We start from the raw sequence: 21,221 nt of genomic DNA on the forward strand, positions 1-21,221 counted from the left end.
ACTTTTATTACTCCAGGTTAAAGCTGGTTTCAATCCAGCCGCCGCCAATCACGTCATCGCCTTCATAGAAGACCGCCGCCTGCCCAGGGGCTATGGCGTTCACGCCCGCATGGAACTGCACCAGCATTTTATCACCTACCTGCTCAATGGTGGCGGCGGTGCCGGGGTCATTGTACCGTACTTTGGTGACCGTCTCAGTGGGCCTACCGTGCAGGTTCTCGTACTTGACCATGCTCAGTTTGCCTACGTTCATGCCGTTCTTGGCCAGCTGCTCGTAATTGCCCAGCACTACCCTATTCGTATCTTTCTCTATTCTGGTTACAAACGCCGGATACCCCAATGCCACCCCCAGGCCTTTGCGCTGCCCAATGGTGTAAAACGGGTAGCCTTCATGCTTGCCTACCACGGTGCCGTCTTCCAGCACAAACTCGCCGCCGGCCACTTCGGCCTGCAGAGTGGGCACCCGCCTTTTCAGGAAACCGCGGTAGTCATTGTCCGGGATAAAACAGATCTCATAGCTCTCGGCTTTTTTCACCAGTGCGTCAAAGCCGCGGTCCATGGCCATTTGCCTGATCTCGGTCTTATGCAGGTGCCCCAGCGGGAAAATAGTGCGGCTCAAGCTCTCCTGTGAGATTCCCCACAGCGCATAACTCTGGTCTTTGTTGTGGTCTTTGCCTTTGGAGATCACATACCGGCCGTTCTCCTCCCGTATGTTGGCGTAGTGACCGGTGGCAATAAAATCACAGCTCAGTTTATCGGCGCGTCTTAGCAGGGCATCCCATTTAATGTGGGTGTTGCAGAGAACACACGGGTTTGGGGTGCGGCCGGCAATGTACTCATCCGTAAAATGGTTGATCACATAGTCGCCAAACTCTTCCCTGATGTCAATGATATAGTGCGGGAAACCCAGTTGCACCGCAATGTCACGGGCGTCATTGATAGAATCCAGGCTGCAGCAGCCGGTTTCTTTTTTGCTTCCCCCGGAACTGGAGTAGTCCCAGGTTTTCATGGTCATGCCCACTACTTCGTATCCCTGCTCGTGAAGCAGCACGGCTGCCACTGAGGAATCAATGCCGCCACTCATGGCAACGAGTACTCGTCCTTTTGAACTCATTTTTTCTAGATTAAACGGGATTCACAGTCCCGCCGAAAAACAATGCTGCAAATATAGTAATTTTTGAAGGCTTTCTTTTCCAGAGATGCAAGCCTTCCCTTCAAACCAAAGCCAATCTGAAAAAGTTTAGTAAAAAAGTAGGCTTTAACGTTGATAATGAAAGGTTTACCCGCTCAGGAGGCAGATTTAACCTGAGTTGGCGCAATTGTTAAAGGAAACGCATTACTTTTGGCGTAACAAACACCCGTTTAGGGGCAGTTTTTCTCACATTACGCATAAAACTGACATGGCACTAAGTACAATTGTTCTGGTCAACCAAATCAACAACCTGAGTGACGCGCGCTATTGCGCCGGCATGGGGGTAGAAATGCTGGGCTTCAATCTCCAGGAAGGTCAGCCTGGGTATGTTTCGCCGGAGGCGTTCAAAGAAATTTCTGGCTGGGTATCTGGCGTAAAGCTGGTGGGCCAGGTGCAGGAGCTGCCTATTCCTGATCTGGAAGAATTGCTGCTTACGTACAAAGTAGACATGGTGCAGCTCAACAGCCTGTACCTGGTTGAGGAGCTGGACGAAATCCCCATGCCCATCATTTTCAGGGTGATGATTGACAAGGACACCGTGGAGGAGAATATCCAGAGCCTGCTGGAGGTGTACCACCCCCACGTTGAATATTTCTTGATTGACTCAGAAGACTTCACGTCAATTGATGCCACCAACCTGCGTTTCCTGAAAGACCTGTCTAAGAAATACCCAATTCTCCTGGGTTTCGGGCTCACGAAGGAAAATACCAAAGAAGCGTTAGACAAGGTCTCCCCGGCCGGTATTGCCTTAAAAGGCGGCGAAGAGATACGCCCCGGCTACAAAAATTTTGACGAGCTGGAGGAGATCTTTGAACAGCTGGAAGATTAAGCCAACGTTCTGGAACATTGCGGCGCTGATGGGCTAATTCTTCTCCTTTCATCAGGCATCCCTCCTACCAAACCCCCTCTTCTGTTTTTGGCCTGTTTTTCATAAAACAGGCCAAAAACAGAAGAGGGGGTTTATTTTAGATAAAGCCGTGCTTTTGCTGCTAATGACCATAGGAGCGGTACAAACAAAGTCTCGCCCGCAGGAATTATCAGCATTATGAAAGCTTGTTATGGCAAAATTCAGGAAGCTGTTTACTGTTAATTTCTAATTCCCTGGCGGATATGTGCATCTGGTTCCTTTTGTGGAATTTTCGTTTCCGGGCTGTTTTTCTAGAAACAGCGTCAAAACGTTAGCGCAAGCGACCGCTTGCGTTGCGACAGGAATAAGCCCAAAAGAGAAGGTTTATTCAAATAATCTCATGGAGAAAAAATTACTGACTATGTCATGCGAGTTTCCGTTTCTGGGCTGTTTTTCAGAAATCAGCCCGGAAACGGAACAGTAAGGCTAGCTCCAATACAACCCATTACCCCACAGAGTACTGCAGGTATTTAATAGGAACACCCTTCTCCAGATACGTTTTCTCAAAGGTGGTGTAGATGCCCATGGTGTGCTCCTGCAGATCAGACTGGTAGAGGTCTTTGGTAAAGATCAACCCTTGTGCCTTACGTTCTTCCAGAACCTCCAGGGTATAGTCGAACAACAGTTCGCTGTCGGTTTTGAGGTGGATTTTTCCGCCTGGCTTAAGAAGGCGGTGGTACATCTCCAGGAAGCGGGGCGAGGTGAGGCGGCGTTTGATGTCGCGCTTACGGGGCTGGGGGTCAGGAAACGTAATCCAGATTTCAGACACCTCCTGCTCACCAAAATGCTGGTCAATATTTTCAATGAAAGTGCGCAGGAAACCCACATTGGTCAGTTCCCCCTCCAGGGCCAGGGTACTGCCCTTCCAGATGCGGTTGCCTTTGATGTCAATGCCCAGAAAGTTCTTCTCCGGGAATTTTGAGGCCATGCCCACGGTGTATTCGCCTTTGCCGCAACCTACCTCCAGCACCAGCGGCTGGTCCTGAGGGAAGAAATCCTGGTTCCAGCGGCCCCTCAGCTGTTCGTAATTTTCTTTGCCTGGTTCTACTATGTTCGCCCGGGTGGCGTTGACTGCAAATTTCTCTTGTTTACCTCTGCCCATGTATTATAGTTCGGGAATTTCCGCGACCACAAAGGTACTACCGCCAATGAAAATTACCTCATCTTCCTGGGCAAAGGCTTTGGCGGCCAGAATAGCGTCTTCCACGGTGGGGTACGCGTGGCCTTTGAGACCGGCAAACTGCGCCTCCTCCCACAACTCCTGCACCGGCAGGGCCCTGGGGATCTGGGCCTGGCAGAAGTAGTAGCGGTAAGCCACCGGCAACAGCCTGAGCACACTCCTAATGTCCTTGTCATTGACGGCCCCAAACACAAAATGCACCTGCCGCCGCTTCAAGGCCAACAACTGTTTCACCACCTGGGTAAGACCGTCTATGTTATGGCCGGTGTCACAGATGGTCAGCGGCTTCTCAGCCAGCACCTGCCAACGACCCTGTAACCCTGTAAGCGCTTGAATGTTGCGCAATCCCTCCCTGATCTGCTCATCTGAAATGGCATAGCCCTGGTGTCTTAATTCAGCCACCGTGGCCAGCACCCCTGCCAGGTTTTGTTGCTGATAATTGCCTAAGAGAGACACCTCTAATCCCTCCAGCCACAACTGTTCCTTTAGGTAGACATCAAACAGGGAGTACATACCTGCGGTTCCCTTTGGCACTACTCCATAGATTTGATCAGCAAACAAAAGCGGGCTTTGCGTTTCCTGGCTCCTTTTCGCAAAAACCGCTGAAACTGACGGTTGGGTGGAGCTCACAACGGCCGGTACACCGGGTTTGATGATGCCCGCTTTCTCGCCGGCTATCTCCTCTAACGTATTCCCCAGCAGTGCCTGGTGGTCCAGGCCAATGTTGGTGATCAGGGACACCAGCGGAGTGATGATGTTGGTAGAGTCCAGTCTTCCGCCCAGCCCAACCTCAATCACAGCAATGTCCACTTCCTCGGCTGCGAAATGATCAAAGGCTAAGGCCACTGTCATCTCAAAGAAAGAGGGTTTTACCTGCTCAAACAGCTGCTGATGCCGCTCTGTGAAGCGCGCCACGTTCTCTTTGCTGATCATCTCCCCGTTCACCCGTACGCGCTCCGTAAATTCTTTCAGGTGGGGCGAGGTGTAGAGGCCGGTTTTATAACCAGCCGCCTGTAAAATGGCGGCCATCATGGAAGAGGAGCTGCCTTTGCCGTTGGTGCCCGCCACGTGCACCGTCTTAAAGTGCTGCTGAGGATTATCAAGTGCTTTCGTAAGGGCAATGATGTTGTCCAGGCTCTTCTTAAAAGCAGCGTTGCCGATGCGGTGAAACATCGGCAACTGCTGGTAGAGGTATTCTAAGGCTTGTTCGTAGGTCACGAGGTCAGCGGTTAGTTGGATCTGATGATAAAGGTGATGGTTCCGGTGGCGCCTGAGCTGGGGTTGTCGCCTTTGATTCTGCTGAAGGTGGTTTTCTGAATCTGGCCTTTGTACCAGTTCACAACTTGTGGGCTCACATTGCTTTCCACCACATCAATATTGACCAACTCCCCTTCGGCATTAATCTTAATGCTGAAAACCACCCGTCCGCTTTCGTTCTCATACGGGTCAGTCTTGGGCGTGATATCATAGCGCCAGCCGGGCATGTTCAGGGAGCCTCCGCCGCTACCGCCGTTGCCGGTTTTCTTTCCCGGGTAAAGGCCTTCCGGTTTGCCTTTGTCGCCAATCACGCCTTCATCGCCGTTGTTGTTGCCGGTGGGCTTGTTGCTGGTTCCGGCGGTTCCGTTACCGGCACCGGTCTTCGATTTGCCGGGGAATAAAGCGCGGGAGTCAACTTTCTTCACTTCCTCTTTGGGGGGCTCGGGCGTTGGTTTCTCCACCTCCTTCACACTTACCGGCGACTCTACCGGGGAAGTCACCACTTTGGCAGGTTCTGCGGCAGTGGTGGGTTGGGGTTTGGCTTCTGCCACCGGGGTTGGCACGGTTTCAGGGGCTTCTGCCGCGGGTTTGCTGTCTTCTGGGTTGGGAGAGTCATTTGGCGTGGCTTTGCTGTTGACATCACCGCTACCGGCATCTGTGGTTCCGTAGGAGATTTCAATTCCTCCTTCGGGCAACACCGGCGGGTCATTGGCTTTCCAGGCCAGCATATAAAACAGGAACAGCAGCAAAAGCACGTGCACGGCCACGCTCACCGCCATCGCGATTCGCTGGTCCTTTTTCTCTTGTGCGGTTACGGCTAACATAGTTTTGTTTATTCAGCTTGTTCAGCGGCAATACTGATTTTGGCATTCAGCTTGGCTGCCATGCCGGCCACCTTTACAAAATATTCTACGGGAACAGATTTGTCTACGTTCAGAACAACAACCCCCTGCCCCTGTTCAGTTCCAGACAGAGCCTGCTCCAGGGCGGCCGGCAAGGCTTCTAACGACGTGGGCTGGTCGTTCAGGAAGTACTGCAGGTCTTTGGTGATGGTCACATTGGTTTTCTCCATCACAATGCTGGTAGAGGCGCTGGAAGGCAGACTCACCGGCATGCCCGTAGGCGTCACAAAGCTGGAGGTCAACATGAAGAAGATCAACAACAGAAAGATAATGTCTGTCATTGATGACATGTTGAAGTCTGGGTTGACCTTATTTTTGGAGCGTAAATTCATCAGGCTTGCGGTTCTTGTAACAGATCAATGAACTCAATAGAGCTGTACTCCATGTCATGCACAATGCTGTCAATCTTTGACACCAGAAAGTTGTAGCCCACATAGGCAGGCAGACCAATGATCAAACCAGTGGCCGTGGTCACCATGGCCTCATAGATACCGCCAGACAACAGCTGCGGGCTCACAGACCCTTCTGCCTGGGCAATGGCGATAAAGGCGGAAATCATACCCGTTACCGTACCCAGGAAGCCCAGCATGGGGGCGGCACCGGCCACGGTAGCCAAACCAGACAGGTTCTTCTCCAGGCGGGCAATCTCAATCTTTCCTACGTTCTCAATAGAGGCTTCAATGCTTTTCAGCGGCTGGCCAATGCGCGAAATCCCTTTCTCCAGCATGCGGGAAATGGGGGAATTGGTCTGGGCACATAGCATTCGGGCGCCCTGCACGTCTCCAGCCAGCACCAGTCCTTTCAGTCTGCCTACAAAATCATTGGGGTTTTTAGCCGCTTTCTGAATAGTAAGGTACCGCTCCACAAAAATGTAAATGGCTACCAGCGAAAGAATCACCAACGGAATCATTGCCCACCCGCCGTTCAGGGCGAGATCCAGCAACGAAACTGATTCTTGGGTGGCTTCTGCGCCAACAGCGGCGGCAGTGGTGTCAACGGCAGTAGGAGCAGTAATCTGAAGTAGGAACGCGTTCATGTTAATAGTTTAATACCCAAAGTTCTTGGCTTATTTTACTGCGCAACGCTGGCAGGGCAGCTTGCGCCTCTTCGGCGGTGCTATAGTCAGCAACTGAGACGCGCTGACGCTTTCTGTCATGGGCGGTCACCACAATCTTGGCCTCGTAGCCTTTTTTCTGCAGACGCTTCTGGTTCATTTCAGCGTATCCGTCCTGCGCAAAAACGCCCATGATGACGTAGAAACGTCCCGTCCGGGTTTTAATTGTAGAACCGGTAGCGGCATTTTCTTTCACCTCGGCGGGCGCCGAAACTTTTTTCTCCACCTTGGCCACCGGGGCAACCACGGCCGGCGCGGCCTTTTCTGCTTTCACTGGGGCGGCAGCTACTTCAACCTTTGCTTGAGGTGCAGCTGCCCAGTCATCTTTTGGGGTTTCTGTTTCCGGGCTACTTTTCGGAAAATCAGCCAAAAGTACATCTTCAGCGGCCAGCTCTTCCTCTAGGGTGGGTTCTGCCAGCTGTGAGGTATATTGTTCCGTTAACTGCTGCGCATCAAAGGCGTCTAAATCAGATATTTGTGCGCTAGAATCAACCGCAGGAACAGCCGGGGCGCTCGCAGAGAGCAGCGTAAACGGGTTTAATGAGCTTAACGCCACATCTGCCTGTAACGTGTACAGGTAAACGGCAGACAGAGACAACCCGCCTATCACCAGGCTCGCCCCAACGCGGTACAGGCGGCGCAACCGCGAAACCGGTTTCTTGCCCTCGACTGTGCCGCCAGCGGTTTGGTCTGCGTATTTACCCCGCAGCACCAGCGTCTCTTTCCCAAGAATGGGCCTAGACACCAGTTCTGGCAGCCCAAAGCTGTGCTCCAGGAAATTCTCCTCCTCCAGGCTTTCAAACACCAGTTTGCGCTCAGCGTTGTACCTGAACACCCCCACGTCTTGCAGCTCAAAGCGGTGCTGGGTCTGGAGCTGTTGTTTCAGGTCACGCACAAACTCAGATACCGCCTGCTGGGCCTGCGCCAGAGGCCACTGCTGCCGGTGGGCAAGCGTGGTAATCAGGAGACCGTCATTGACCTGGAGCTGCTCATTGAACGCAATACGCTTTGACGGCGGCGTGAAGGTGTGTTTTACCGGATGGATTTTGGCGTGCGCATAATGCGTGATCAATCCCCCAAAGTCTGGAATGATCACGCAGTCATACGCGTAAAGCAAAGATTTAATGTGCCCTTGAACCATATGTTTTTCAATGACTGTCAGCAGATAAAAGTTTATTTAAACCCTCTCTGCCCTCAGCCGTACTTGTTTGTCTCTTCGGCTTACTTTTCCTGTTTTAGGCCTGTTTTTGCAAAAACAGGCCTAAAACAGCGGCTTATGCCGTAAAGAAAAGTCTCTACTTAAAATGAATAAGTAGCTCCGCCCAGCACAGATATTCCCTGGGTTGGGTAATTTACCAGACGCTGGTATTTGTTGCTCAGCAGGTTGTTACCCATCAGGAACACAGAGAAACGCGGCGAGAAACGGTAGTCGGCCTTCAGATTGAGGTCAATCACCGAGTCGGTTTCGCGCAGCGCAGAAGTCCCATCTTCCCGGAAGATCCGCCCAAACGAACTGCTAATATAGTAAAGTTCGGTGTTCAAGAGAATCTTATTGTAAAGATTATACGACCCGAAAGCGGTCACCACCATTTCTGGGCGGTGATAAGGCTCTTCTAGCGAGGCGGTTGAATAGCTGTTGCTTTCAGCTTTGATTCCAATGCGTAAATCTTCTGACTGGTTAAAGGTCAGCTGCCCAAAAATGTTGAGCACCTTGGTCACGCCGTCATCATACACCAGGTCAAATTTGGCTGAATCTCTTCCAAACGCGTTGTTGTAGAAGTACAGGTTGCGGTAGCTCTGGTGCGCCACTCTACCGGTAAAGGAGACAAAGCGGCCAATGCTCCCGTTCACCCCGCCGTAGAACTCCAAGCCCTTGTTCACGTCAGCTATGTACTGGTTGTGGTTCAGGAACGGGTTCTCCTGGCTGAGGCTGTACAGAGTGGTGCGCTGCAAATCCCCGCCGGCACCGGCAAACAGGACCAGTTTGTTCTCAATAGCCTGGAAAGTAGCCTCCAGCGCCGGGTATACATTGAATTTGCGGGCGTCATTGATGGTATCTCCGGTGTAGGCAATGGTAGCCCCCAGTACCAGTCCCAGCTTATCTAACTGGCGGGTGTAGGCGGGCCGTACCTTAAAGAAGCCGCGGCCATGCTTCTCCAGCCCCTCCAGGTTGGTGTACGCCAGGTCAATGTCTACCAGGATATTTGATTCTTTGCTTAGGTTGTAGCTGGTCTTGGCACCGGCAAAGAGGTGCGTCTCTTTGGCGTTATAGTTATCTCCGGTGTAGTGGAGCCCCACTTTCCCCTCATACTTCAAGCCCGACTTCACATCTATGAGGTTGTTGAAGTGCCCCTCTACCGCAAAACGGTTGTAGATCTGCTTGAGGGTGTCAGGCGTAATCTCCTGTGACTGGTCATAGCCGTAAAAGTGGCGCATGTCCCGCTCATAGCGCAGGCGGCCGCCAAAAGTCAGGTTGCCCTGGTACATGTCGCCGTGGGCCTGCAAGAAGCTGCTGGCCGCGCCGGAGTTCTCTACCGGCCCGTTGGCCGAAGACAGGTGCCCCACCTCTGCCCCAAAAGAGGCTTTGTCACTGCGCTTGTTATGGAAATAGCCGCGGGCATAGACGGTCCCGTAATTCCCAAAGCCGCCTTTCACGTAGTTGCCGTACAGTTTAGAAAGCTCCTCCTGGCGTATGGTCAGCACGCGCATGGGCAGGTTAATGAAATGCTCGGGTAAGCGGTACTCATTGAAACGGTAGGTCACATTGCGGTCCTGCAGCTGCGGCGGGTCAATCCTGAACTTCTCAAAGTTCCGGTTGGCCTCCGGCAGTTCAATCACACGGTTCTTCTCTACCACAATCTCAGTGCTCTCCAGTTTGTTGCCTTCGCCCCAACCGGTTTGCTGCGCCTGGGCGGCCGGAAGCAAGCCCACTAAGAAAAGCGCAGAGATGCCTGCTAGTCTAGCTGTATTTCTCATTTTTTTGAATCGTTTGGAGTGGAAGATGGAGCGGTAACGGTATTTTTTTCCAGTTCGGCCAGCTTGGTTTTGGCCTCTTCCACAATCTCCTGGTTGGTGGCTCCCTCTATAATTGACTGCAAAGTAGATTTCGCCTGAAAGGCCTCATTCTGCACCACATAGATGTCAGAGATGAGCAGGAAGGTTTTACCCAGCCAGAAATCATAATCGGCAAAGGCGTTGCTGAAGGCGAAGGCGTTGTCTAGCGCTTCTTTGTATTTCTTCTGCCTGAAGTACACCTCAGACAACAGGAAATGCGCCTCAGCCCCGTTTACATCAGTGGCCGAGGTGGCCGCAGTGCTGAACTCCTTGGCCGCCTGATCAAGGCGGTTCAGCGCGTAATTGGCTTTGCCTCTGTACAGCAATGCCGAGTTATAGGCATTCAGCGTGGAGTTACCGCGGGCAATGAGCTCATCTGCAATTAAAATGGTGTTGTTGAAGTCATTGGTGAAGTAGAAGCTCTTCATCAAGCCCATCAGCGCGTTGGCCTGCTCCTTCTTGTTAGCGGCCACATCACGCAGGCGGGAATAGAATGCGGCGGCTTCGCCGAAGTTGCCGTTCTCAAACTCCATATCAGCCACGCGTTGCAGAGCCCGGCTCAGGTACTCAGACTTTCCTTCAATGGCCACCTCTTTCAGGCTGCGCAGGGCGTTGGCCTTGTCACCAGCCCGCCAGTAAGAGTCTCCCAGGAAATAACGGGCGTTGGCCACAGAGGCACTTGCCGGGTATGTCTTCAGGAAAGCTTCAAACTTAGGAATGGCCTGCTTGTACTTCTCATTAAAGTAAAGGGATTTAGCCGCTTCAAACTCAACGCTTTCCAGGGCGTCGCTTTCTGGGTTAGCCGCTTTGAATTTGGTCAGATAGGTATCCAGTTGCTCGGTCTGGTTGTTAGACCCCAGCGCCTCCTGCAGCGAGTAAATTGCATTGTTGGCGATGGGGTGCGTTGGGTACTGGTCAATTACCCGTTTGAAATCTGCGATGGCCTCTGTTGGCTTGCGCAGGTTCATATACGCCACCCCGCGTTTCTGCAGGGCTTGCGGCACCAGCGTGCTGCCAGAGCGGTTGTCAATCAAATCACTGAAACTGGCAATGGCCGGGGCGTAGTTGGAGTTTTCAAAATCAATGATCCCTTTCTGGTACACCGCGTCATCTGCGTAGCGGGATCTTGGGTATGATTTCAGCAGCGTCTGCAAACTCTGGATGGCCTGATCCCGGCGGTTGGTCAGGTTATACACCACCCCGCGCTGGAACAGCACATAGTCAGAGTCAATGGACTTGGCGGCCAGTGCCTGGTCATACCAGTTCAGGGCCTGGCTGTAATCTTTGGTCACATAATAACAGTCTGCCAACCGGATCATGGCATCTGCATAGTTGGGGTTGCCGGCCTTGATGGTATTGTCGTTCAGGTACGCCTTGAAATGCACCAGCGCCTTCTCATACTGCTTGTCATTGTAGTACGCATACCCTATACCGTAGCGCGACTTCACATAATACTCTGTGCGCCCGGAATTGGGGGTCTGGAACACGGCCCCGTAGCTGACAATGGCCTGGGGCCAGCGCTGCCCAATAGAATAGGCCTCCCCTTTCAGGAAGTTGCTGGCGGCCTGTATCTCCTTGTCATACGGGAAGCCCAGTGACTTGTCCAGCATCTGCACCGCCTGCTGGAACAGCTGGTCATTGTACAGTTTTACCGCCTGGTAGTACGTTACCCGCTGGTACGTCTCATTGATGCGGTGGCTGCGGCGCGGCAGTTTCTCTATGTGCGCTATGGCTTCCAGGTAATTGTTGGAGTTGAGGTAGGCCTCACTCAGGATATCATCTGCCTCATCTGCAAATTTGGAGTTGGGAAAATCTTTGCTGAACGAAGACAGGGAACTGATCACCTCAGAGAAATTACCCAGCTCATAGTTCAGCTGCGCATATTTGACGGTGGCGCCCTCTTTTACATTCTTGTCAATGTTCAGTTTGCGGGCCTGGTCAAATGCGCCCAGGGCAAACTGCTTGTTGTTGTCTTTGAGGTAGCTCAACCCCAGGTGGTAAGACGCATTCTGACCCAGCGAATCTGAATGGAACGCAACAGCCTTTAGATTATTGATGGCGCCCTTGATGTCGTTGTTCTTGTAATCGGCGAAGCCCATCTTGTACTGCACTGTCTTGTCCAGCGTCTTCTTGCCCTCTGCGTAGTTCCTGAAATACTGCGAGGCGGTTTTGAAGTCATTGCGCTGGAAGTAAGCATCCCCTACCAGCAGCTCTATCTCGTCTGGGTTCTGCACCTTGGGTGTCATCTGCAAAGACTTTTCGCCGTAGCTGATCACTTCAGCAAAGTTGCCTTCTTTGTAGAGAACCTCCGTGAGCATGTAGGGCACAATGGTGCGGTAATTATCATCCCGCTCAGCCACTTTCAGGTCCAGCTTGGCCCCAATGTAGTCGCCTTCGCGGTACGCGAGGTAACCGGCGTAATAGCTGGAGGCATAGGAGTAGCGGTGGTTGCCTTTCTTGTTGCGGTCAAACAGCAGCTTGGCTTTGGTGAAGTTTTTCTTGGAGAAATACGAGTAACCCAGCTTGAACTCAGACTCTTTCAGCTGGGCCTCATCTAAGCGGTCTGCCGGCGCCTGCTCCAGGTACTGAATGGCTTTGTCATAGTTCTTCTTGTCAAAGAACGACGTACCCAGCTCAAAGAAGGCTACGGCTGCCTTGGGGTGCGCCGGGTACCGGGCGGCAAACTGCAGCACCAGCTGCTCTGCGTCTGGGTGAAACAGGTGTAAACCGCTTACCGCGTAGTAGTATTGGGCATCTGCGGTTTTGGTGGGGTCATTGATAAGGCGGATGTACTGGGCGAAGGCCTGTTGGGCGGCACCGTATTTCTCGCGGTCAAACAACTCCAGCCCTTCCTGAAAGAACCGCTCCTCAGACGTAAACGTGAGAGGCTGCTGCGCCTGCGCAGCGTGGGCTCCACCCAGCAAGGCCGTGGCCAAGGCAAACTTGTGAGGTAGTTTCATAGTGTATTGGATTTAGGCATTTGCCGTGAAAGAAGCCTGGGTTGGCGCCTTTCTGGTTGCCCGTCCTTCAAAAATAGAAAAAATGTGGGTAAGCGGCAGCTAAAATTCATTTCTATCCGTGCTAGCACAACGTTGCAACCCGCTGCTTTAGCATCTGCCGCTTCTACTATTTGTTTCTGTTTTCGGGCTGTTTTCCTGAAAACAGCCCGAAAACAGAAACGGCAAAGATGGTTTCTCTAGGGTTTTCTGCTGATCATCAGGCCTAAGTGCTGCCCCTGTGTCAGGGAGCAGGGTCAAAACCGTACATCCAGTTGTTCAGGATGCCCCCTGAGCTCTCCAGCCCCACCATGTCCATGAGTTCTTCATAGTAGGCGCAAACCCTTGCGCGGTCTTCGGTATCCAGTTGAAGCGGGGTAAACCTTGACAGGCCAATGCTGATTTTCTCCTGAAACTGCTTCTCAGTGGGCTGATCACTCACTGCCACTTCTTTAAAATCATCAACTGACTGGTTAATGAGGTCTGTCAGCAATGGTTTAACCTCAGGATCTGCAAGTCCGGGATAAAAAGTCCGCACCGTGTCCTGATCAAACTTTGAAGCAGATTTAAAAAGATCCAGGTCGCTGATAGCCTTTTCTGGAATGGTCATGTTGTTCTCAATTAAAAGTACACAGGAAAAAGGCGGGAAAATACCAGTTTGTCACAAAGGAGGGCACATTAGGTTATTTTGTGGCGTTGCCCTTACCTGCTCCCCGGTATAGGATGCAGCACCTTGAACACCAACTCCTTTAGAATAGCGGCATCTGCCATGCTCCCTCCGGTAATCCCTTTGCTCTGCAAATCTGCCTGGTGAATAAACCCTATGATCTGAAGCACCCGCCCATAGGGGTAATTTCTGAGCGCCTGCATATATTCCTTGGCCAGGAAACCACGGTTCCCCAGACTCTTGGCCACCGTCTGCTCGTTTACCTGCGGCAGCAAGTGCAGGGTCAGCAGCTTAGAGAAGAAGGAAAACAGCAGCACCAGATTCGGGATGAGAGGGTTATCCTTGGGGTTGGACTCAAAGTAATTCAAAATCCGGTTGGCTTTGAGCACGTCCTGCCGGGTAATGGCATTCTGCAGCTCAAAGATGTTGTATTCTTTGCTAATGCCAATATTCTCCTGCACCAACCCTTCATCAATGGTCTGCCCCGGCTTCATGTTGATGGCCAGTTTCTCAATCTCATTGGCCAGCCGTGATAAATCAGCGCCAATATACTCCCCCAGCATCATGACCGCCTGCGGCGTGGCCAGCAGGTTTTTACTCTTGATGAACTGGCTGATCCAGGCAGGGACCTGGTTCTCGTACAGTTTTTTGGTAGTGAGGAGCACCGCATTTTTGGTGAGCAGCTTGGCCAGCCGCTTGCGCCCGTCCAGCACTTTGTGCTTGTGGCAGAACACCAGAATGGTAGACGGCAGCGGATTGTTCAAATACGCATCCAGCTGCCGGGCGGCCGGGTCTTTCTCAGGGTCGGCCTCCAGGTTGGCCAGGTTCTGCGCCTCTTTCACAATCACCACCTGGCGGTCACTCATCATGGGGAACCGCTTGGCCTGCAGCAGCACCGTGGGCACATCAACGTCTTTGCCGTACATGACCACCTGGTTGAAGCCCTTCTCCATGTCATTGAGCGCGTGCTGCTCTATATAGTCAGAGATGAGGTCTATGTAATACGGTTCTTCGCCCTGCAGAAAATACACCGGGGCGAATTCACGGTTCTTGAGTTGCTTTAAGATGTCTTCTGCGGTCAGGGCCATGGGGTGTGCAAAGAGATAAGGTAATGCGGGTTTGGGCACCCAAAGTTACCATTGATTAGAAAGGAAACCAGCAGATGGCGGCAGAAATTAAAGAAATGCGTTTTGGGTCTGTTCTTCAGAAAACAGGCCATAAACAGAAAATCCCCTCCCAGCATACTAAGTCAGAGGCACCTACAGTTATTTATTTACTTCTACTTGTATTCCCCCTCATCCCTCTGGTTTGGCTATGCAGCTTGTTCAGGATTTAGATGGTGCCCAAAGTATTCTGCCCTTCTTTGACTACACCAACACAGACCTGAGCCGGAAACGGTTGCAGAAGCTCTTTTCTGATGTCCCGGCCACCCTGGCAGGCGTGCTGGAGCGGCAGGAAACCATTAAAGCGTTTCTCGCCAACTGGCCACATCTGGAGCATTACAATTACCAGAACATTGACTTCAGGGAAGCCCACGCCTACAGCACCCAACTGCTCCAGCAGGACCCTCATGAACCCCAACGTCTGCTAGGCAAGCAGTTCACGTTACTTTTCCAAGAAAAGGAAGTCCGGCAGAAGAAGTCAAAAGTGGTTCAATTGATACTGCTGTTTGACCATCTTTATTCCCGCTTTTTCAGCCGGTTAAGCAAAGACAGCTTTCCCAGCTCCTTTCAGCCAGCCCTCCACTCTTTTTACACCTTTATTAAGCAGGCCGAAGTGCAGAGGTTCAGCACCTTCATTAAACAGAATACATTTTCCAATGCCCAGGCCCTTGAGTATGAAGTAAAGCTACAGCACCTCGCCCCAGGCCTGCTGACCGCCGCCTGGGAGTTTCTCTTTCTGTTTGAGGCGTATTTCTCCGTTGCCAAAGGGATTCAGAAGCAGGGATTTGTTTTTCCTCAGTTTCAGGAAGGTGTATTTATTCTGAAAGACTTTTACCACCCGCTTCTAAAAGCTCCGGTCAAAAATTCCATTGCCCTGACCAAATCAGAGAACGTAGTCCTGCTCACCGGGCCCAACATGAGCGGTAAATCTACTTTGCTCAAATCCATCAGTATCTGCGTCTACCTGGCCCGGCTGGGTATGGCGGTTCCGGCTGCCGCGTGCACCCTTCCCTTTTATGCCGCCTTGTCTATCAATATCAACAGCAAAGACAACCTGGAAAGCGGCTATAGCCATTTCATGAATGAACTCCTGTCCCTGAAAACAGCCGTGAAGATAGCCCAAGCCGGTAAGGCTTGCTTTGTGGTCTTTGATGAAATCTTCAAAGGCACTAACGCAGATGACGCCCAAGCCCTTCTCCTGGAAACCGTACAAGGTCTAGGTTCCCTTAAGGGCAGCCTTTTCTTTATCTCCACCCATTTTCTGAACCTGAAAGAGCACCAGCAGATACAGACGCCGCATGTCAAGAAATACCACATCCCCTGCGCTCTCCTTGACGGAAAACCTGTTTTCACCTATCAGTTAGCAGAGGGCTGGACTGATGTGAAAATAGGCAAAGTGCTCTTTGAGCAGGTGGGGCTGTCTGCGTTACTGAAGAAATAATTGACTGGATTACCCATCTTCACATTAATCCGCACCGCGCTTTCCCAGTAAGCGGCACAGAATCTTCTTAAATTCCTAAAGTCCTGCCATGTGCAACTTTGCGTTTTGGGCCTCTTTTCTGGAAAACAGCCCCAAAACGCACATGGGTTCTCTTGAAACTAAGAACGAACAACTACCAACTAAAAACTAATTTGATACCTTTGCCGCAGTAAAACAGATGATTTCATGAATTTGATTGAAGAACTACGTTGGCGCGGAATGCTCCACGATTTTATGCCGGGCACTGAGGAACAATTGGCTTCCGGTATGACCACCGGCTATATCGGTTTTGACCCTACCGCGTCTTCCCTGCACATAGGCAACCTGGCCACCATTATGTTATTAGTGCACCTGCAGCGCGCCGGCCACAAGCCCGTAGCGCTGGTGGGCGGGGCCACGGGTATGATTGGGGACCCTTCGGGGAAATCCGCAGAGCGGAACCTGTTGTCTGAAGAGGTGCTGCGCGCGAACCAGGAAGGCATCAGAAAGCAGCTGGAGAAGTTCCTGCACTTTGACGGGGCCCAGAACTCAGCTGAGATTGTGAACAACTATGACTGGTTCAAGGAGTTCAGCTTCCTGGGTTTTCTGCGCGATGTGGGCAAGCACCTCACGGTGAACTACATGATGAAGAAAGACTCGGTGAAGAACCGAATCAATGCCCAGGAGGGCGACAACGCCGCCGAGGGGCTTTCTTTCACCGAGTTCTCATACCAACTGCTGCAAGGTTACGACTTCTACCACCTGTACAAGCACAAGAACGTGCGGCTGCAGATGGGAGCCTCTGACCAGTGGGGCAACATCACCACCGGCACCGAACTGATTAGACGGATGGACGGCGGCAAAGCGTTTGCCTTAGTGGGCAAATTGGTGACCAAGGCAGACGGAACCAAATTTGGCAAATCTGAGGGCGGCAACATCTGGCTGGACCCAGAGATGACCTCGCCGTACAAGTTCTATCAGTTCTGGCTGAATCTGGCCGATGAAGAAGCCGCCAAATTGATTAAGGTGTACACCCTGCTGCCGCAGGATGAGATTGCCAGAATCACTGAAGAACACCAGCAGGCGCCGCACCTGCGCGTACTGCAGAAAGCCCTGGCCAAAGAAGTCACCACCACCGTGCACTCTGCTGAGGAGTATGAAAGCGCGGTAGAGGCTTCTGAGATCCTGTTTGGGAAAGGCGATTTGGAAACCCTTCGTAACTTGAAGGAAGATACTTTGCTGGCCGTGTTTGAGGGCGTGCCCCAGATCACCGTTTCTAAAGATGCCCTGGCCACTACCGCCAATGCCGTAGACTTCCTGTCTGAACTGACCAACGCTGAGATCTTCGCCTCTAAAGGTGAGGCCAAGAAAATGATCCAGAACGGCGGGGTGAGCATTAACCGCCAGAAGGTGGCGCGGCCAGAGGAAGCGGTGACCACTGATCTGCTGCAGGGCAAGTACCTGGTCGTGCAGAAAGGCAAGAAAAATTACTACCTGGTGAAAGCCGAATAGAGTTCAGACACCGTTAAAGAATCCCCCGTGGTTTCTAAAGCCAATGGCTGAGAAACCACGGGGGATTTCTGTTTTTGGGCTGTTTTCTGAAAAACAGCCCAAAAACAGAAAAGGAGTAAACTTGGAGCAATGCTATTTCAGGGGCAATAAAAAAGGCGGGCCTCAACAGCCCACCTTTTCAGTATCATCTTTATACAAGCAACTTATTTTTTGTCAGCGTCCTGGCTGTTTTTCATGTCCTGAACCTCCTTACGGATGTCCTGAGCCATGTTTTTCAGATCTTGCATGCCTTTTCTCACACGAGTTCCGGCTGCTGAGTTCCCTTTGTCATAGAATTTCTCAAAGTCACCTTCCAGAGAGAGAACCAGATCCTTAATCTTAGAAAAATTGTTCATTAGAGCTTGTTTTAAAGGTTTAACATTTCGTTTAATGGCTCTAATATAGGAATTATAAAATAAGGTGCAAAAAAAAGTGCGTTTGTATTATTTTATTAGCAAATGCCGTTTCTAGACTTCTACCGTAGTTTTAGTATAAAGTCCTTTATCCAATTTGGCGGCCACGGCCTCAAAGGCGGCAATGGTCTCAGCCACATCTTCCAGGGTATGAGATGCAGTTGGGATCAAACGCAACATAATCACATCTTTGGGTACCACCGGATACACCACAATTGAACAGAAGATGCTGTAGTTCTCACGCAGGTCCAGCGTAAGCGAGGTGGCATCTGGAATCTGGCCGTTGAGCAACACCGGAGTCACAGGAGACTCCGTGGTGCCAATGTTGAAGCCTTTCTCCCGCAGCCCAGACTGCAGGGCGCGCACCACCTTCCAGAGGTTTTCTTTCAGCTCTGGCTGGTTGCGCAGCAGTTCCAGACGCTTGAGGGCACCCATCACCAGCGGCATAGGCAGGGATTTGGCAAAGATCTGCGAGCGCATGTTGTAGCGCAGGTAGTCAATCACGTACTGCTCACCGGCCACAAATGCCCCAATGCTGGCCATTGACTTGGCAAACGTAGAGAAATACACGTCAATCCCGTCCTGGATCCCCAGGTGCTCGCCGGTACCGGCACCCGTTTCGCCCATAGTCCCGAAACCGTGGGCGTCATCTACCAACAGCCTGAACTGGAATTTTTCTTTCAGGGCCACCACTTCTTTCAGCTTGCCCAGGTTACCGCTCATGCCAAACACGCCCTCTGTGATCACCAGAATTCCACCGCCGGTTTCCTGGGTCATTTTAGTGGCGCGCTGCAGTTGCTTCTCCAGGCTTTCCATGTTGTTGTGCGTGTACACAAACCGCTTCCCCTGGTGCAAGCGCACCCCGTCAATGATGCAGGCGTGAGACTCAGCGTCATACACAATCACATCATGGCGGCTTACGAGTGAATCAATGATAGACACTACCCCTTGGTACCCAAAGTTCAGCAACAGGGCAGAAGGCTTCTGCACAAACGCTGCCAGCTCATTCTCCAACTGCTCATGGTAGTTGGTGTTCCCAGACATGATGCGTGCCCCCATGGGCGTAGCCATGCCCCATTGGGCGGCTGCTTCAGCGTCAACTCTTCTAACTTCGGGGTGGTTGGCCAGGCCCAGGTAGTTGTTCAAACTCCACGTTAAAACTTCTTTTCCCCTGAAAACCATACGCGGCGCAATCTCCCCCTCCAGTTTTGGGAAGGTGAAGTAACCATGGGCATAATGAGAATGGCTGCCAAGCGGTCCGCGGTTGGCCAAAAACTTTTCAAATAAATCCACTTTAGTAAGGTTAAGGCGGTAATAATAAGATGGTCAGAACTTTAAAAGTCTACAAAAATTTCTTAAAAAGAAACCAGGCAGACGCGCAAATTTACATTGATCTCCTGCAAATACAAAGCCAATCCTTTAGAAGCTAGCTTATTTTAAACCAGTTTTTATGTTTGCCCTGAATACTGTTTCTTTGGAGTACCAATTGATGAACCTCCGCCACATGAAAAAAATAAATAAGATTCTGGTTGCCAACAGAGGCGAGATTGCCCTCAGGGTGATGCGCAGCGCCCGTGAAATGGGGATTAAAACGGTAGCCATTTACTCTGAGGCTGACCGCCAGGCCCTGCATGTACGCTTTGCAGATGAGGCCGTGTGCGTGGGTCCGCCGGCCTCCAGCGCGTCTTATCTACGGGCTGAGGTAATTCTGGAGACCTGCAAAAGACTGGGCGTAGACGCTGTACACCCCGGTTACGGCTTCCTGTCTGAGAATGCGGGCTTTGCCCAGATGGTAGAAGACGCAGGCATCACCTTTATTGGCCCCTCCCCCTACGCTATTGAGCTCATGGGCAGCAAATTGGCCGCTAAAGCCGCTGTGGCCCAGTATAACATACCCATGGTGCCCGGCACAGAAGGCGCCATCAGTGATGTGGAGGAGGCCAAAAACATAGCCAGCCAGATTGGGTTCCCAATCCTGATCAAAGCCAGCGCCGGGGGCGGCGGAAAAGGCATGCGCGTGGTAGAGAACGTGGCAGAGTTTGAAGAACAGATGAAACTGGCGGTAAGCGAGGCCACCTCCGCCTTCGGCGATGGCTCTGTTTTTATAGAGAAATACATTGGCTCGCCCCGCCATATTGAAATTCAGGTACTTGGCGACACCCACGGCAACATAGTGCACTTGTTTGAGCGGGAGTGTTCTATCCAGCGCCGCCACCAGAAAGTGGTGGAGGAAGCCCCTTCAGCTGTTCTCACCCCGGAGTTGCGCGCTGAGATGGGCCGTTGCGCGGTAGACGTAGCCAAGGCCTGCCAGTACAAAGGGGCCGGTACCGTAGAGTTTCTGCTAGATGAAAACCTGAACTTCTACTTTCTGGAGATGAATACCCGCCTGCAGGTGGAGCACCCGGTAACGGAGCAGATCACCGGGCTTGACCTGGTGAAGGAGCAAATCAAGATTGCCCAGGGCGAGCCTCTCTCCTTCTCGCAAGAAGACCTGGCCATTTACGGCCACGCCCTGGAGCTAAGGGTGTACGCTGAAGACCCTGCCAACAACTTCCTCCCTGACATTGGAACCCTCACCACCTATAAGCGCCCGCAGGGGTTGGGGGTGCGCGTAGATGACGGGTTTGAGGAAGGCATGGAGATCCCCATCTATTATGACCCCATGATTGCCAAGCTGGTGACTTTTGGCAAAGACCGGCAGGAGGCCATAGAGAAAATGATCAGAGCCATTGACGAGTACCAGATCACCGGCATTGAGACAACGCTGCCCTTCGGGAAGTTTGTCATGGAGCATGAGGCCTTCCGGAGCGGGAAATTTGACACCAAATTCATTGAGCGCTATTTCAAAGACCCTTCAGTCCTGAAAGCAACGCCCTCGCAGGAGGAAGAGGAACTGGCCGCCGTTCTCGCGGCTCTCTTTGCCGGCCAGGCCAAAGCAACCACTGGCACAACCCCAAATGCAGCCCCCGCCTCGGGCGTTTCTGAATGGAGACGGAATAGGTTGAAATAAACACCTTTTCTGTTTTTAGCCTCATTTTCTGAAAACAGCCCAAAAACAGATGAGCGTTAGCCCTCACAGGTTTTGAAAACCTGTGAGGGTTTTTTATTAGAAGCAGGACTATCTGGAGCACCTGTATTTTCAGAACAGGGTAACTGATACAAGTATCCTCTGCCGCGGCTCACCAGACTAGCTCCAAGGAGTGGTTGGAGTCTCCACACTCCCTAATTTCTTCAGGTGGTTCACGGGGTGTCTGGCCACCCGCCGCACAGTTGGGCATGAGGCATTCGTCTCACGGCAGCATCTCAAAATCATCAACAATCTGCACAAGATCCCGCCGTGTCTTTAGACCTGCGGGTGTCTGAACC

General features: G+C 51.9%; 17 protein-coding genes. 4 read left to right on the forward strand and 13 right to left on the reverse strand.

What is annotated here, in order from left to right; genetic code table 11:
- Positions 1 to 7: 7 nt before the first annotated feature.
- Positions 8 to 1,114 carry a tRNA 2-thiouridine(34) synthase MnmA gene (mnmA, locus tag FHS90_RS10090; protein WP_182512961.1) on the reverse strand — a complete coding sequence of 369 codons (1,107 nt, stop codon included), beginning with the start codon at positions 1,112 to 1,114 and terminating at the stop codon, positions 8 to 10.
- 286 nt (positions 1,115 to 1,400) lie between these two features.
- Here mnmA and FHS90_RS10095 point away from each other — a divergent pair, with 286 nt between their 5' ends.
- Entirely contained in the window at positions 1,401 to 2,021 is a 621-nt protein-coding gene (locus FHS90_RS10095; RefSeq protein ID WP_066835415.1) for a phosphoribosylanthranilate isomerase, read from the forward strand.
- A gap of 523 nt (positions 2,022 to 2,544) precedes the next feature.
- On the opposite strand, the gene trmB is transcribed toward FHS90_RS10095, so the two are convergent.
- From trmB to holA, 10 genes are all read right to left on the reverse strand, one after another.
- A complete protein-coding gene (gene trmB, locus FHS90_RS10100; RefSeq protein WP_182512962.1) occupies positions 2,545 to 3,201 on the reverse strand; it encodes a tRNA (guanosine(46)-N7)-methyltransferase TrmB in 657 nt (218 codons plus the stop codon).
- A gap of 3 nt (positions 3,202 to 3,204) precedes the next feature.
- Positions 3,205 to 4,497, reverse strand: a complete 1,293-nt coding sequence (locus FHS90_RS10105) for a bifunctional folylpolyglutamate synthase/dihydrofolate synthase (protein ID WP_343049654.1) — start codon at positions 4,495 to 4,497, stop codon at positions 3,205 to 3,207.
- 11 nt (positions 4,498 to 4,508) lie between these two features.
- Entirely contained in the window at positions 4,509 to 5,360 is an 852-nt protein-coding gene (locus FHS90_RS10110) for a hypothetical protein (protein ID WP_182512963.1), read from the reverse strand.
- Between the two features lie 8 nt (positions 5,361 to 5,368).
- Positions 5,369 to 5,770, reverse strand: a complete 402-nt coding sequence (locus tag FHS90_RS10115; protein WP_066835822.1) for an ExbD/TolR family protein — start codon at positions 5,768 to 5,770, stop codon at positions 5,369 to 5,371.
- Entirely contained in the window at positions 5,770 to 6,474 is a 705-nt protein-coding gene (locus tag FHS90_RS10120) for a MotA/TolQ/ExbB proton channel family protein (RefSeq protein ID WP_066835824.1), read from the reverse strand. Before FHS90_RS10120 ends, FHS90_RS10115 begins: the two co-directional genes overlap by 1 nt.
- 1 nt (position 6,475) lies before the next feature.
- Positions 6,476 to 7,693 carry an HU domain-containing protein gene (locus FHS90_RS10125; RefSeq protein WP_182512964.1) on the reverse strand — a complete coding sequence of 406 codons (1,218 nt, stop codon included), beginning with the start codon at positions 7,691 to 7,693 and terminating at the stop codon, positions 6,476 to 6,478.
- A 158-nt stretch (positions 7,694 to 7,851) separates the two neighbouring features.
- The gene (locus FHS90_RS10130; RefSeq protein ID WP_066835827.1) at positions 7,852 to 9,528 is read right to left on the reverse strand and encodes a TonB-dependent receptor; all 1,677 of its coding nucleotides are present in this window, start codon (positions 9,526 to 9,528) and stop codon (positions 7,852 to 7,854) included.
- Entirely contained in the window at positions 9,525 to 12,566 is a 3,042-nt protein-coding gene (locus FHS90_RS10135) for a tetratricopeptide repeat protein (RefSeq protein ID WP_066835829.1), read from the reverse strand. Before FHS90_RS10135 ends, FHS90_RS10130 begins: the two co-directional genes overlap by 4 nt.
- 280 nt (positions 12,567 to 12,846) lie before the next feature.
- Positions 12,847 to 13,212, reverse strand: coding sequence for a DUF4844 domain-containing protein (locus FHS90_RS10140; RefSeq protein WP_182512965.1), 366 nt, complete (start codon positions 13,210 to 13,212; stop codon positions 12,847 to 12,849).
- A gap of 92 nt (positions 13,213 to 13,304) precedes the next feature.
- On the reverse strand, positions 13,305 to 14,357 hold the full coding sequence (holA, locus tag FHS90_RS10145) for a DNA polymerase III subunit delta (protein WP_182512966.1): 1,053 nt from the start codon (positions 14,355 to 14,357) through the stop codon (positions 13,305 to 13,307).
- Between the two features lie 226 nt (positions 14,358 to 14,583).
- On the opposite strand from holA, the gene FHS90_RS10150 reads away from it, so the two are divergent.
- Positions 14,584 to 15,873 (forward strand): MutS-related protein, encoded by a 1,290-nt coding sequence (locus tag FHS90_RS10150; protein ID WP_182512967.1) that lies wholly within the window; start codon positions 14,584 to 14,586, stop codon positions 15,871 to 15,873.
- A gap of 225 nt (positions 15,874 to 16,098) precedes the next feature.
- Complete coding sequence (gene tyrS, locus FHS90_RS10155) at positions 16,099 to 17,403, forward strand: tyrosine--tRNA ligase (protein WP_066835835.1); 1,305 nt, start codon at positions 16,099 to 16,101, stop codon at positions 17,401 to 17,403.
- Positions 17,404 to 17,606: 203 nt separating this feature from the next.
- Here the strand turns inward: tyrS and FHS90_RS10160 are convergent, their stop codons facing one another.
- Together FHS90_RS10160 and FHS90_RS10165 are read right to left on the reverse strand one after the other, a co-directional pair.
- Positions 17,607 to 17,798 carry a BF3379 family histone-like protein gene (locus FHS90_RS10160; protein WP_066835836.1) on the reverse strand — a complete coding sequence of 64 codons (192 nt, stop codon included), beginning with the start codon at positions 17,796 to 17,798 and terminating at the stop codon, positions 17,607 to 17,609.
- Between the two features lie 111 nt (positions 17,799 to 17,909).
- Entirely contained in the window at positions 17,910 to 19,148 is a 1,239-nt protein-coding gene (locus FHS90_RS10165) for an aminotransferase class I/II-fold pyridoxal phosphate-dependent enzyme (RefSeq protein ID WP_066835837.1), read from the reverse strand.
- A gap of 211 nt (positions 19,149 to 19,359) precedes the next feature.
- Between FHS90_RS10165 and accC the strand changes: the two genes are divergently transcribed.
- On the forward strand, positions 19,360 to 20,865 hold the full coding sequence (accC, locus tag FHS90_RS10170; protein WP_182512968.1) for an acetyl-CoA carboxylase biotin carboxylase subunit: 1,506 nt from the start codon (positions 19,360 to 19,362) through the stop codon (positions 20,863 to 20,865).
- The last annotated feature ends 356 nt before the right edge of the window (positions 20,866 to 21,221 follow it).

The organism is Rufibacter ruber (genome assembly GCF_014138425.1).
In the GTDB taxonomy this organism is placed as follows: Bacteria; Bacteroidota; Bacteroidia; order Cytophagales; family Hymenobacteraceae; genus Nibribacter; species Nibribacter ruber_C.

Coding starts and splice junctions, on each gene's coding strand:
- mnmA (WP_182512961.1), bottom strand. CDS start 1,114: ATGAGTTCAAAAGGACGAGTACTCGTTGCCATGAGTGGCGGCATTGAT.
- FHS90_RS10095 (WP_066835415.1), top strand. CDS start 1,401: ATGGCACTAAGTACAATTGTTCTGGTCAACCAAATCAACAACCTGAGT.
- trmB (WP_182512962.1), bottom strand. CDS start 3,201: ATGGGCAGAGGTAAACAAGAGAAATTTGCAGTCAACGCCACCCGGGCG.
- FHS90_RS10110 (WP_182512963.1), bottom strand. CDS start 5,360: ATGTTAGCCGTAACCGCACAAGAGAAAAAGGACCAGCGAATCGCGATG.
- FHS90_RS10115 (WP_066835822.1), bottom strand. CDS start 5,770: ATGAATTTACGCTCCAAAAATAAGGTCAACCCAGACTTCAACATGTCA.
- FHS90_RS10120 (WP_066835824.1), bottom strand. CDS start 6,474: ATGAACGCGTTCCTACTTCAGATTACTGCTCCTACTGCCGTTGACACC.
- FHS90_RS10125 (WP_182512964.1), bottom strand. CDS start 7,693: ATGGTTCAAGGGCACATTAAATCTTTGCTTTACGCGTATGACTGCGTG.
- FHS90_RS10130 (WP_066835827.1), bottom strand. CDS start 9,528: ATGAGAAATACAGCTAGACTAGCAGGCATCTCTGCGCTTTTCTTAGTG.
- FHS90_RS10135 (WP_066835829.1), bottom strand. CDS start 12,566: ATGAAACTACCTCACAAGTTTGCCTTGGCCACGGCCTTGCTGGGTGGA.
- FHS90_RS10140 (WP_182512965.1), bottom strand. CDS start 13,212: ATGACCATTCCAGAAAAGGCTATCAGCGACCTGGATCTTTTTAAATCT.
- holA (WP_182512966.1), bottom strand. CDS start 14,357: ATGGCCCTGACCGCAGAAGACATCTTAAAGCAACTCAAGAACCGTGAA.
- FHS90_RS10150 (WP_182512967.1), top strand. CDS start 14,584: ATGCAGCTTGTTCAGGATTTAGATGGTGCCCAAAGTATTCTGCCCTTC.
- tyrS (WP_066835835.1), top strand. CDS start 16,099: ATGAATTTGATTGAAGAACTACGTTGGCGCGGAATGCTCCACGATTTT.
- FHS90_RS10160 (WP_066835836.1), bottom strand. CDS start 17,798: ATGAACAATTTTTCTAAGATTAAGGATCTGGTTCTCTCTCTGGAAGGT.
- accC (WP_182512968.1), top strand. CDS start 19,360: ATGAAAAAAATAAATAAGATTCTGGTTGCCAACAGAGGCGAGATTGCC.